The sequence below is a fragment of the Brachybacterium kimchii genome, from assembly GCF_023373525.1.
Taxonomy (GTDB): domain Bacteria; phylum Actinomycetota; class Actinomycetes; order Actinomycetales; family Dermabacteraceae; genus Brachybacterium; species Brachybacterium kimchii.
On sequence record NZ_CP097218.1, the window covers coordinates 2,004,551 to 2,016,718 of the forward strand.

Below are 12,168 nucleotides of genomic sequence, written 5' to 3' on the forward strand. Positions count from 1 at the left end.
TTCAGCGCTGATGACGGGTGCGGTGCTTCTCGAGCTGCCAGACAGTGACGATGGCGATGGCTTCCGCGAGGAGGAACACCAGCATGTACGGTCCGCCGGCGCCACTGCTGCGGTCCTGGGCGATGCCGCCGCCGTCGGCGAACAGGGCGCCGATGCCGTAGGCGAAGACATTGTTCATGACGTGGAAGGCGATCGAAGCTTCGAGGCCCCGGCTCAGCAGAGCCATGACCGCGGTGCTCGCCCCGAGGCCCAGGTAATTCAGGATCATCCATGGATCCAGGCTGGTGTGGACGATGGCGAAGAGGACGCTCGAACCGGTGATGCCCACGATCAGCGCGGGGCGGGAAGCGCGGATCCACGACGCGTAGGAGGCGGTGAGGACACCGCGGAAAGCGACTTCCTCCGCCGCGGCCTGCAACGGCGTGGTCAGCACCAGCACCACCAGCAGCGCGATGGTCGTGCCGGAGACGGCGAAGAAGGACAGCGGCGAGGGGTTGATCAGCTGGACCGCGATGTTGGCGAGGACCATCAGCACCGCGAAGAGGCCGACGTACATCACCAGCCGACGCCACCGGAAAGCCCGCCCGGCGCTCAGTGCGGATCGCCAGGGCACCCGCCCGGCCTTGGCGAGCAGGAGGAGCGCGAGCGGGGCGATCAGGATGGTCGCGAGATTCGTCGCGAGGAAGGACAGAGGGGTCAGCGAGGCGCCATCGGGATCCTTGCCCAGCAGGGCGACCTCGACGATGGCGGCGGCACCGCCCAGCAGCAGTTGGAGGCCGTAGATCGCCGCGACGACGACGATCGTCAGCACCAGCGGGACCCACCACCGCATCGACAGGTGCGCGCCGAAAGGACGATTCCCATCGACGGAAGAGGGTGCGCTCGAGGTGTTGGTGAGGGACGGGTCAGGAGTCGTGGTCATGATGGTCCTTCGGGGAGTGTGAGCTGGACGGAGCGGAGCCGTCATCCGTGGTGGTGGCGAAGCGTCGCCAGATGGTGCCGAACAGCAGCCCGATCGAGCCGCTCAGTGCCGCGACGACGATCGCGTTGGTGAGGGCGGTGACGGGCACCGCGCCGACGAGAACGAACATCGAGATGAAGAACGCGATGAGACTCAGCACGGCGATGGCTCGGTCCTGGAACCGCGTCAGAGCCCTTCCGAGTCGGCTGCGCAGTTCGGGCGTGTTCGCGCGGTTGTCCAGAAACAGCGCGATGAGCAGGAGGGGGACGACCTGCATCGCGCCCTCGTAGATGAGCGAGTCATCCATCGTGGCTCCGTGTCCGGTCCAGGCCGTGGGGGAGCAGAGGCTCATCGGACAGCAGGGCCCCCTCGGCGAAAGATCGCGCCTGAGCGTGGTGGGCCGGGGCACTGGGTCCGGTGGCCGGCCCCGGCAGCAGCACGCTGGCCGCGGTCTGATGCTGAGTGCCGAACCGGACGAGGGAGGTCCGGTTGTCACTGCGCGCCCAGTCGTCGCACCGGCCGTGAGCGGGCACGAGGTATGCCGGTCGGGTCCAGCCGGGCGAGTCAGCCGGGCGCGCGAAGGCGGGATCGCGCGAGACCTCCTGGACCTCGATCCGATCGGAGTTCCGTCCAGTGCCGGTCATGTGGGGGCTCCTACGCGATGGCGGGTATGTGCACCATCATCGGAAACCGTGCCCTGGGGGCACGGTCAAGGAAGCGCTTCCGATTCCCTCGCTCATCCACGAGGATGGAGTTATGTCTGCTCCCCCTGGTGACCGCTGATGGCGTGGAGCACGCGCCGACTCGCGGAGCTCGCGGGCACGACCGTGAAGGCCATTCGGCACTACCACGCGACCGATGTGCTCGAAGAGCCCGCGCGGACGGCCAACGGCTACAAGCAGTACCGCACGGCCCACCTGGTGCGCCTGCTGCAGATCAGACAGCTCCGGGACCTGGGGATGTCAACGGCGGAGATCCGGTCGACGATCGATTCGGACGACCTGTTCTTCGACACCGTGCGCTCGCTCGACGCACGGCTCTCCGCCTCCATCGAACGTCAGCAGAAGATCCGGGCCGACCTCGCCGAGCTGCTTGCTCACCGCACCGGACCGGACGTCCCCGTAGGGTTCGAATCCATCGCGGACAGTCTCACCGAGTCAGACCGGGCGGTGATCGCCATCAGCGCACTGCTCTACGACGAACGGGGCATGCGAGACCTGCGCGAGATCGCCGAACACCACCAGGACGCCGACATCGGGTTCAACGAGCTTCCGGCCGATGCCGGCGCCGAAGCCATCCGTGCCGTCGCCATACGGCTGGCGATGGTGCTGCGCGGGATCCACGAGGACTACCCGGGCACTCGCACTCCGCCTCGGCCGACGAATGTGCGCGAACGCGAGGCGCTGCACGCCCTCTACCAGTCGCTGCCCGACCTCTACAATCCTGCGCAGATCGAAGCCCTCGGACAGGCGTTCCGCCTCTCGCAGGAGGATGGCTCCTCGGACGAGACCGGCAGCTGAGGAGAGCTGTCGCGTCCGGTGCCGAGCCACTGGGGCGGGCTCTGACGGAGCATACGCGAGGCCCGGACCCGCAGAAGGCTGCAGGTCCGGGCCTCGCGTGCGCGCCGTCGGCGGGGATCACCGGCGACGTGCGCGGTCAGCGGATCAGAAGTCCCAGTCGTCGTCCTCGGTGTCGACGGCCTTGCCCATGACGTAGCTCGAGCCGGAGCCCGAGAAGAAGTCGTGGTTCTCGTCGGCGTTCGGGGAGAGGGACGCGAGGATCGCGGGGTTGACCTCGGTCTGGTCCTGGGGGAACAGCGGGTCGTAGCCGAGGTTCATGAGCGCCTTGTTCGCGTTGTAGCGCAGGAACATCTTGACGTCCTCGGTCCAGCCGACCGGGTCGTACAGATCCTCGGTGTACTCCTCCTCGTTGTCGTAGAGGTCCATGAGGAGGGAGAACGTGTAGTCCTTGAGCTCCTCCTGGCGCTGGGAGGAGGCCTTCTCCATCGCCTTCTGGAACTTGTAGCCGATGTAGTAGCCGTGCACGGCCTCGTCGCGGATGATCAGGCGGATCACGTCGGCCGTGTTGGTCAGCTCGCCGTGGCTGGACCAGTACATGGGCAGGTAGAAGCCGGAGTAGAAGAGGAAGGACTCGAGCAGCGTCGAGGCGACCTTCCGCTTCTCCGCGTCGTCGCCCTGGTAGTAGCCCATGACGATCCGGGCCTTCTTCTGCAGCGCCTCGTTGTGCTCGCTCCAGCGGAAGGCCTCGTCGATCTGCTTGGTGTGCGAGAGGGTCGAGAAGATCTGCGAGTACGACTTCGCGTGCACGGACTCCATGAACGCGATGTTCGTGTACACCGCCTCCTCGTGCGGCGTCACCGCGTCGGGGATGAGCGAGACCGCGCCGACGGTGCCCTGCACCGTGTCCAGCAGCGTCAGGCCGGTGAAGACGCGCATGGTGAGGGTCTGCTCGCCCTCGGTGAGGCGGCCCCAGGACTGGATGTCGTTGCTGATCGGGACCTTCTCGGGGAGCCAGAAGTTCCCGGTCAGACGGTCCCAGACCTCGCTGTCCTTCGGGTCGGGGATGCGGTTCCAGTTGATGGCCTGGACCGACGTCTTCAGGTGATCGGAGTTCACCGCTGCCTCACGTTCGCTCTGGGGATGCTTGGGGTCGTCGCTCCCCAGTCTAGGTGCCGTGAGGGACCTCCCGGGCGGACCTCCAGGCCGCCCAGCGCGTCTGTGGCGGAGTCGACCGTCGGGGCTCCGTCGCGGTCGGATCGGTCCCCCATCGGGGCCTCGTCGGGCCAGCCCGACAGCGCATCGGCCGGGTGACAGGATGGGGCTCCGGCCTCCCGACGACAAGACTCGAGCCATGACCTCCTCCTCGACGCATGCTCCCGCCTCGACCACAGGATCGACGATGCCCGCCGACGGCGCACCCGAGGCCGACCGGCGCCGCGGCTTCCTCGCCCACTGGGCGGGGACGATCGTGCGCGCCTTCCTCTACGCGGTCCCCGCCTTCGTGCTCGGCATCGTCGGGTTCGTCCTGACCATCACCCTGCTGGCGGTGGGTGTGGGCACGGTCGTGGTCTGGGTGGGACTGCCGATCCTCATCGCCGCCCTGATGGTCGCCCGGGGCTTCGCGGGCGCCGAGCGGGGCATGCAGCGAATCCTGCTGCAGCGCCCCCTGCCGCGGCCCATGCGCCGACGCGCGGCGCCCGACGCCGGCTGGGTGCGCCGCATGCTCACCCCGCTCGCGGATCCTCAGTCGTGGCTGGACTGCCTGTGGACCCTCGTGCACCTGCTGCTGAGCGCCGTCACGTTCCCCGTCATGGTCGCGTGGTTCGCAGGAGCCCTGGGGACGGTGCTGGCGCCGCTCGCCTCGATCATCCTGCGCCTCGTCCTGCCCGCGGGCGAGATGAACGGGCTCGGCGAGCTGCTCGGCTTCGACGGAGCCCTGGCCACCGGGATCGACCTGGGACTGCAGTTCGCGGGCGGCCTGTTCTTCCTGCTCACCGCCTACCCCGTCGCCCGGGGCGTGACCTCGGTCCATCATGCGGTGGGCTACGGCCTGCTGAGCTCCCGCTTCGAGGAGCAGCAGCGCCTGGCCCGCACCGAGGAGTCCCGCGACGCCGGCCGCGCCGCGGAGTCCGAGTCCCTACGGCGGCTCGAGCGGGACCTGCACGACGGGCCCCAGCAGGGGATCGTGCGGGCGACGATGGACCTGGCCCGAGCCGAGCGCCTCGCCCCGTCGGACCCCGAGCGCGCCCGGCGGATCCTCGCGGAGACCCGCGAGATGCTGGGCACGACCCTCGAGGACCTGCGTCGGCTCTCCCGCGGGATCGCACCGCCGATCCTCGTGGACCGGGGCCTCGCGGCAGCCCTCGCCGAGCGCGCCGCCCTGTGCCCCGTGCCCGCCACGGTCGACTGCCCGCAGATCGACCTCCCCGAGCACGTGGAGATCGGCATCTACTACGTGGTGTCCGAGGCCCTCGCGAACGCCGCCAAGCACTCCGGGGCGAGCGCCGTGCAGGTGCGCGTGAGCCGTGAGGCGGGCAGCGCCCGCACCGTGATCGTCGACGACGGCCGCGGCGGCGCGAGCATCTCCGCCGGCCATGGCCTCGCCGGGCTCGCGGGCCGCGTCGCCTCGCTCGAGGGGACGCTGCAGGTCGACTCCCCCGCCGGACAGGGCACCCGGATCGAGGCGGTGATCCCGTGCGCCTCGTGATCGCCGACGACTCCGCCCTGCTGCGCGAGGGACTGCGCCTGCTGCTCGAGGACGCGGGGCACGACGTCGTGGACTCCGCGGCCGACGGCACGGAGCTCGTGGCCCGCGCGCTCGAGCACCGGCCCGACCTCGTGATCGCGGACATCCGCATGCCCCCGAGCCACAGCGACGAGGGCCTGCGCGCCGCCCACGAGATCCGCCGCAGCTGGCCCGAGGCCCCGATCATGCTGCTCAGCCAGTACGTCGTCGTCGCCTACGCGGCCGAGCTGATCGGCGCCGGCACCCCCGCGACCGGCTACCTGCTCAAGGACCGGGTGAGCGACATCGGCCGCTTCCTCGAGTCCGTCGAGCGCGTGGCGGGCGGCGGCGTGGTCATGGACCCCGACGTCATCGCGCAGGTCCTCGCCTCCCAGCGCCGCTCCCCTCTCGACGAGCTCACCCCGCGCGAGCGCGAGGTCCTCGAGCTCATGGGCGAGGGCCTCACCAACGCCGGGATCGCGGAGCGCCTCGTGGTCACCGAGGGCGCCGTCGAGAAGCACACCCAGCGCCTGTTCGCGAAGCTCGGGCTGAGCCCCGACGCGAGCGTCCACCGGCGCGTGATGGCCGTGCTCACCCTGCTGGGCGGGTGAGAATCGGCGAGGCGCCGCGGCCCACCCGCCCTTCAGCGATCCGTGGTCCCGTGCGCGACATGCGGCGAGGAGATCTCCGCGCGTTCGGGGTCGAGGTCCACGGTGTCGAAGCCACCGGCCGGGTCCGTGTAGAGACGAAGAGCGAGGCCGTCGGGAGTGCGCAGCTCGATGAGATCTCCGATGAAGCCGGAGATCACCGGGCTGTGGGCCACGCCCCGCGCGTCGAGGTGCTCGACCCACAGATCGAGTGCCGCCCGGTCCGCGACGCCGAATGTCACGGGGTCGTATCCGTCGAGCGCTGCTGCTGCCGCAGGCGCCTCGCGCAGCTCCACGGGCACGTCGAGGCCCGGCAGCTGCACGATCACCGCGTACCGGGTGCCCGTCTCGTCGTGGTGGTCGAACCGTTCGACGTGCCGGGCACCGAGGGAATCGGCGAACCAGGCGATGCCCTCGTCGAGGTCGCGCACGGGCAGCTTCAGGTGGTGGATACCGGACAGGGTGGGCGCCATGAGCGTTCCTCCGTGGGGACGGCGGGGATGGACGGTCGGTCGCCCCGAGCGTCTCACGCGTGCTGAGGCACCAGGTCCGCTCCGCTCCTCGGAACATGCGGTGACGTGCACCGTCCGCCGTACGGCACGGAGGCGCGGGTCAGTGCTCCGACGCGCCCTCCGCCCCGGCGCCGGTGAACGCGCGGACCTCCATCTCGGCGGCCTTCACGTCGTGCTCGGCCGCGGGCTTGGTGACGAGGGTGCCGACGATCCCGAGCAGGAAGCCCAGCGGGATCGAGACGATGCCGGGGTTCGAGAGCGGGAACAGGTCGAAGTCGGCGCCCGGGAACATCGCCTTCTCGTTGCCGGAGACGGCCGGGGAGAGCACGATCAGGATGAGACAGGCCGCGAGCCCGCCGATCATCGAGAACAGTGCGCCGCCGGTGTTGAATCGTCGCCAGAACAGGGAGAAGAGGATGGTGGGCAGGTTGGCGCTCGCGGCGACCGCGAAGGCGAGCGCCACCAGGAAGGCGACGTTCTGCCCGAGGGCCACCACGCCGCCCACGATCGCGAGGATCCCGATCGCGACGACGGTCCAGCGGGCGATCTTCACCTCGTCGTCCGCGGGGACCTCGCCGCCGCGGATCACGGAGGCGTAGATGTCGTGCGCGAAGCTCGTGGCCGCCGTGATCGCGAGGCCCGCGACCACCGCGAGGATCGTCGCGAAGGCGATCGCGGAGACCACGGCCATCAGCACCGGTCCGCCGAGGGCGAGCGCGAGCAGCGGGGCCGCCGCGTTCTCCCCGCCGGGCGTCGCGGGATCCCCGAGCACCTCGGGGCCGACGAGGGCCGCGGCGCCGTAGCCGAGGATCAGGGTGAGCACGTAGAAGATGCCGATGATCCAGATCGCCCAGACCACCGAGCGCCGCGCCTCCTTGCCGCTGGGCACGGTGTAGAAGCGCATGAGCACGTGCGGGAGGCCCGCGGTGCCCAGGACCAGCGCGAGCCCGAGCGACAGGAAGTCCACGGGATTGGGGTACTTCAGGCCCGGCGTGAGGATCGCCTCGCCGTCGGGCGACATCGCGATCGCTTGATCCAGCACGGCGGAGAAGTTGAAGCCATAGCGGCCCATGACCATGATCGCGAGGATCGCGACGCCGACGACGAGCAGCACCGCCTTGATGATCTGCACCCAGGTGGTGCCCTTCATGCCGCCCACGATCACGTAGACGATCATCAGGACGCCCACGACCACCACGGTCAGGGCCGTCGGCAGCTTGCCCTCGAGCCCCAGCAGCAGGGCGACGAGCCCGCCCGCGCCCGCCATCTGGGCGATGAGGTAGAAGAAGCAGACCGCGAGGGTGGTCAGCGACGCCGCCAGGCGCACGGGGCGCTGGTTCAGGCGGAAGGAGAGGACGTCGGCCATCGTGAACTTGCCGGTGTTGCGCAGCAGCTCGGCGACCAGCAGGAGCGCGACGAGCCAGGCGACGAGGAAGCCGATCGAGTAGAGGAAGCCGTCGTAGCCGGCCATGGCGATCGCCCCGCAGATGCCCAGGAAGCTCGCGGCGCTGAGGTAGTCGCCGGAGATCGCGATGCCGTTCTGCGGTCCGGAGAACGAGCGGTTGCCGGCGTAGAACTCGGCGGCGCTCGCCTTCTGGCGGGAGACGCGGAAGACGATGAACAGCGTGAACGCGACGAACAGCGCGAACACGATCATGTTGATGACGGGGTTGATCTCGTGGCTCATCGCAGCTCGCCCTCCTGCCCGTCGGCCGGGCGGGCGGAGTCCTCGAGGATCTCCCCGCTCTCCATCTCGGCGCGGATCGCCTCGGCATGGGGGTCGTAGCGCTTGTCGGCCCACCAGCGGTAGAGCATGGTGATCACGAAGGTGGTGATGACCTGGCCGAAGCCGAAGAGCAGGCCCACGGTGATGTTGCCGGCGACCTTGATCGCGAAGAACTCGTGGGTCCAGCCCGCGAGGATCACGTACAGCAGGTACCAGACCAGGAACAGCACCGTGATCGGCACGATGAAGGTGAGGAACGAGCGGCGCAGCCGCTGGAAGTCCTCGGACTGCTGGACGGCGAGGCTGCGGGCGCCGACGGAGGAGGGATCTCCGAGAGGGTCGCGGCCCGAGGATCTGGGATCGGGCAGGGATGCGGACTCTGACATGCCGGGCTCCTTCGCTCGGACGTGCACAGGGGGATCGCGGGAGGAGACCGCGATGCACCCAATGTATCGTGCATCACACCTCCGGCGCCGGAGGAGTCCCGGGTGTCGCCCGCGTCAGCGCGCCGCGGCGGCCATGCGATGGTCGTGCTCCTCCTCGGAGAGCCGCAGGGCGTCGGTCTCCTTCAGAAGATCCCGGCCGCGGGTCTCGGGCACCAGGAAGGTCGCGCCGGTGGTGATCGCGGCGAGGGTCGCCATGTAGACGGCGAGCACGATCCAGTTGCTGTCGGTCCAGGCGAGCAGCGCCGCGCCGAGGACGCCGGCCAGTCCGCCCGCGAGGACGGCGGAGATCTCGCGGGCCATCGCCACACCCAGGTAGCGGTGCCGGGCGCCGAACATCTCGGGGAGCAGGGAGCACTGCGGGCCGAGCATCGAGTTCACGGCGACGCCGATGCCGATGGCGATCACGGCGATCGCCACGGCCTCGGTCCCCACGGACAGCAGGTACCAGGCGGGGAACGTGTACAGGAGCATGAACACGGCGCCGAAGCGGTAGACGGGCACGCGCCCGAAGCGATCGGAGAGGTGGCCGGTGAGGGGCACCGAGAAGATCCCGATGAGACTGCCCAGGGTCACGCCCCAGGCGACGGCGCCCTTGTCCAGCCCGATCGCCGCGGAGGTCACGAAGGCCAGGGCGAGCGACTGGAACATGTAGCTGCCGCCGTTCTCGGCCATGCGCAGGCCGATGCCGACGACCACGCCCGGGCGGCCGGTCGTGAAGATCTCGCGGATCGGGTGGTCGGCGATCTGCTCGTGCTTCTCGAGCTGGACGAAGGTGGGGGTCTCGCGCAGCCGCGCCCGGATGAACAGGGCGATGAGGATCAGCACGAAGGAGGCCAGGAACGGCAGCCGCCAGCCGTAGGAGAGGAAGGCGTCCTCGGGCATCAGCAGGGTGAGCAGGGAGAAGACGAGCCCGGCGAGCAGCGTGCCCGCCTGGATGCCGATGAACGGCAGGGCGGAGAAGAAGCCGCGCCGACGCACCGGGGCGTACTCGGCCATGAGCACGGTCGCGCCGGCCTGCTCGGCGCCGGCGCCGAAGCCCTGGAGCAGGCGGAGGATCACCAGCAGGATCGGGGCGACGTATCCGGCGGAGTGGAAGGTGGGCAGCACGCCGATCAGGGTCGAGGCGCCGCCCATCAGCAGCACCGTGATCACGAGGATGGTCTTGCGGCCCATCTTGTCGCCGAGGGCGCCGAAGAAGAGGCCGCCGAAGGGCCGGGCCACGAAGCCGACCCCGTAGATCCCGAAGGCGGCGACGGTGTTCATCGCGGCGTTGCCCTCGGGGAAGAAGAGGGTGTTGAACACCAGGGCGGTCATCAGCCCGTACATCGCGAAGTCGAAGTACTCCATCGCGCTGCCGATGGACGAGGAGAGCGTCGCGCGGCGCAGGTTCGCGGCGTATTCGGCCTCGGGCATGTCCTGGGCGCCCTCGGGGCGGGCGGAGCGTGGCGTCGAGCTCATGGCATCTCCTTCGATGCGGGCGGGGCGGCCCGAGCGAGCCGGACCGGGCGCGGCCGACGGGGCCGGCCGATGGCCCTACTGTACTCATTCGCGAACGCAGTGCAACCCGTTGAACGCTCTGATCTCAGGGGCGGCGCGACAGGGGGTTGGTGAGCGCGTCGGCGAGCGTCAGCAGCGCGGCGCCGAGCTCGTCGACCACGGCGTCGCCGGCCTCGGAGGCGGCGAGCGCGACGCCCACGGCCATGCGCGGATCACCGGGCTGCCAGGGCTCGAGCGGGACGGCGACGCCGTGGATACCGGGGAAGGACTCGCCGCGGTCGATCGCGTATCCGCGCCCGCGACCGGCGCCGATCTTCTCGCGCACCGCCTCGGGGCTGGTCACCGACTCCTCGGTGGTGGGCGTGAAATCGGCGGCACCGAGCACCGCGCCCACCTCGGCGTCGTCCATGGCGAGCAGCATGGCGTTGCCGACCGCGCAGTGGATGAGAGGCAGGCGGGAGCCGAGCGGGGTGCCCAGGCGCTGGCGGCGCCCCTCGTGGCGGGCGAGGTAGAGGGCGTCGGGGGCGTCCAGCATCGCGATCTGGACGACGTGCCCGCGCAGCACGGGATCACCCTCCACGGCGGCGAAGAACTCGCGGACCTGGTTGAACTGGGAGGCGAAGGCGCCGCCCAGCTCGGCGGTGCGGATCCCGAGCCGGTATCCGCTCTCGACGCGATCGATCATGCCCTCGTTCTCGAGCGCCTGGCAGATGTTGGACGCCGAGGACTTCGCCATGCCCACCTCGCGCGAGATCTCGGAGAGGGTGAGCGGTCCCCGCGCCCGCTCCAGCGCCCCGAGGATCCGCAGGGAGCGGGTCACGGCGGGCGAGGGATCGCGGGGCTCGGTCGACGGGCGCTCGGGCGCAGGCTCGTCCGACGGGCTCTCGCGGCGGGTGGTCTTCGTGCTCTGGGGCGCCACGGCGCTCCCCTTCCCTGCGCGGTCGGCGCGGCGGGAACCGCGCGGGGCGCTCTCCCCCGTCGGCCCGTCGCGCCGCCGCACTCAGTAGAACTCGACGGTGTCCACGGCGTTGCGCAGCGGGCGCCCGTCGAGGTGGCGGGCAAGGTTGTCCACGAACAGCCGCACGATCCTCTCCTCCTCGCGGGTGTCGAGGGCGGCGGTGTGCGGGCTGACCAGGACATGGGGATGATCCCACAGAGGGCTCGCCGCGGGCAGCGGCTCGGTCGCGAAGACGTCGAGCGCGGCGAAGCCGATGCGGCCGTCCTCGAGCGCGTGCAGGAGGGCGGGCTCGTCGACGACGGTGCCGCGTCCGACGTTCACGAGGATCGTCCCCGGGCGCGCCTTCGCGAGCACCTCCTCGCCCACGAGGCCCTCGGTCGCGTCGGTGCCGGGGAGGGTGAGCACGACGGCGTCGGCGCGGGCGACGGCGGCCGCGAGGTCGTCGATCGGCACGAGCTCGTCGACGCCCTCGACCGCCTCGCCGCTGCGGGTCGTGCCCAGCACGTGGGCGCCGAGCGCACTGAAGCGCGCCGCGCAGGCCTTGCCGATGCCGCCGAGACCGACGACGAGCACGGTCATCTCGTCGAGGTGCCGCATCTCCCAGCGCTCGCTCCACTCGTGCTCGCGCTGCTGGGCGAGCAGTCGCGGGAGCGACTTCGCGCCGGCGAGCACCCCGAGCACGGCGAACTCGGCGAGCGGGGCGCCGTGCACACCCGCGGTGGTCGTGAAGGCGATGCGCTCGAGGTCCTCGGAGGCGAGTCCGGCGGCGCGCACCTGGGAGCCGCCGCCGGCGGCCATCGTCTGCACCCAGCGCAGGCGCGGGTTCGCGCGGACGGTGCGGGCCAGGGCCGCGGGGTCGACGTCGGGCAGCGAGAAGAGCACGTCGGCGGAATCGACCATCTGCTCGTAGGCGGCCTGCTGCGCGGGCGTGCGCACATGCTCGGGGTCGCCCGACCAGTCGGCGGGTCCGCGGCGCGGGCGGTAGAGCGCGTGGTCACGGATCACCTCGGCGCGCGGCTCGCTGCGCTCGATGAGCGCGCACAGGTCCTCGGGGAGATCGACGGCGACCACGACGCGCGTGCGTCCGTCGGGCGTCGCGCGGTCAGCGGGAGGGGTCTGGCTCATGGGAGCTCCTTCGCTCGGGTGGGAAGCAGGACCACCCTAACGCGTGTTCAA

At 70.6% G+C, this 12,168-nt stretch carries 12 protein-coding genes; 3 read left to right on the top strand and 9 right to left on the bottom strand.

Annotated features, from left to right (window positions below; all coding sequences use genetic code 11):
• Position 1 precedes the first annotated feature (1 nt).
• Both M4486_RS09495 and M4486_RS09500 read right to left on the bottom strand, forming a co-directional pair.
• On the bottom strand, positions 2-922 hold the full coding sequence (locus M4486_RS09495) for a CPBP family intramembrane glutamic endopeptidase (protein ID WP_249480897.1): 921 nt from the start codon (positions 920-922) through the stop codon (positions 2-4).
• Positions 906-1,268: a hypothetical protein gene (locus M4486_RS09500; RefSeq protein ID WP_249480898.1), complete on the bottom strand. Its 363-nt coding sequence runs from the start codon at positions 1,266-1,268 to the stop codon at positions 906-908. Before M4486_RS09500 ends, M4486_RS09495 begins: the two co-directional genes overlap by 17 nt.
• 475 nt (positions 1,269-1,743) lie before the next feature.
• Between M4486_RS09500 and M4486_RS09505 the strand changes: the two genes are divergently transcribed.
• On the top strand, positions 1,744-2,481 hold the full coding sequence (locus tag M4486_RS09505; RefSeq protein ID WP_249480899.1) for a helix-turn-helix domain-containing protein: 738 nt from the start codon (positions 1,744-1,746) through the stop codon (positions 2,479-2,481).
• A gap of 144 nt (positions 2,482-2,625) precedes the next feature.
• Here M4486_RS09505 and nrdF read toward each other — a convergent pair whose 3' ends face one another.
• The gene (gene nrdF, locus M4486_RS09510) at positions 2,626-3,597 is read right to left on the bottom strand and encodes a class 1b ribonucleoside-diphosphate reductase subunit beta (protein ID WP_249480900.1); all 972 of its coding nucleotides are present in this window, start codon (positions 3,595-3,597) and stop codon (positions 2,626-2,628) included.
• A 235-nt stretch (positions 3,598-3,832) separates the two neighbouring features.
• On the opposite strand from nrdF, the gene M4486_RS09515 reads away from it, so the two are divergent.
• Positions 3,833-5,188, top strand: a complete 1,356-nt coding sequence (locus tag M4486_RS09515) for a sensor histidine kinase (RefSeq protein ID WP_249480901.1) — start codon at positions 3,833-3,835, stop codon at positions 5,186-5,188.
• On the top strand, positions 5,176-5,817 hold the full coding sequence (locus tag M4486_RS09520) for a response regulator (protein WP_249480902.1): 642 nt from the start codon (positions 5,176-5,178) through the stop codon (positions 5,815-5,817). Before M4486_RS09515 ends, M4486_RS09520 begins: the two co-directional genes overlap by 13 nt.
• 32 nt (positions 5,818-5,849) lie before the next feature.
• Here the strand turns inward: M4486_RS09520 and M4486_RS09525 are convergent, their stop codons facing one another.
• The 6 genes from M4486_RS09525 to M4486_RS09550 all read right to left on the bottom strand — a co-directional run bounded on the left by M4486_RS09525 (position 5,850) and on the right by M4486_RS09550 (position 12,117).
• The gene (locus tag M4486_RS09525) at positions 5,850-6,326 is read right to left on the bottom strand and encodes a VOC family protein (protein WP_249480903.1); all 477 of its coding nucleotides are present in this window, start codon (positions 6,324-6,326) and stop codon (positions 5,850-5,852) included.
• A 139-nt stretch (positions 6,327-6,465) separates the two neighbouring features.
• Complete coding sequence (locus M4486_RS09530) at positions 6,466-8,052, bottom strand: solute symporter family protein (protein ID WP_249480904.1); 1,587 nt, start codon at positions 8,050-8,052, stop codon at positions 6,466-6,468.
• Positions 8,049-8,477 (bottom strand): DUF485 domain-containing protein, encoded by a 429-nt coding sequence (locus M4486_RS09535; protein ID WP_249480905.1) that lies wholly within the window; start codon positions 8,475-8,477, stop codon positions 8,049-8,051. The genes M4486_RS09530 and M4486_RS09535 overlap by 4 nt, the downstream gene beginning before the upstream one ends.
• 114 nt (positions 8,478-8,591) lie before the next feature.
• Complete coding sequence (locus M4486_RS09540) at positions 8,592-9,995, bottom strand: MFS transporter (RefSeq protein WP_249480906.1); 1,404 nt, start codon at positions 9,993-9,995, stop codon at positions 8,592-8,594.
• Between the two features lie 124 nt (positions 9,996-10,119).
• The gene (locus tag M4486_RS09545; protein ID WP_249480907.1) at positions 10,120-10,953 is read right to left on the bottom strand and encodes an IclR family transcriptional regulator; all 834 of its coding nucleotides are present in this window, start codon (positions 10,951-10,953) and stop codon (positions 10,120-10,122) included.
• An 81-nt stretch (positions 10,954-11,034) separates the two neighbouring features.
• Positions 11,035-12,117, bottom strand: coding sequence for a D-2-hydroxyacid dehydrogenase (locus M4486_RS09550; RefSeq protein WP_249480908.1), 1,083 nt, complete (start codon positions 12,115-12,117; stop codon positions 11,035-11,037).
• Between the last annotated feature and the right edge of the window lie 51 nt (positions 12,118-12,168).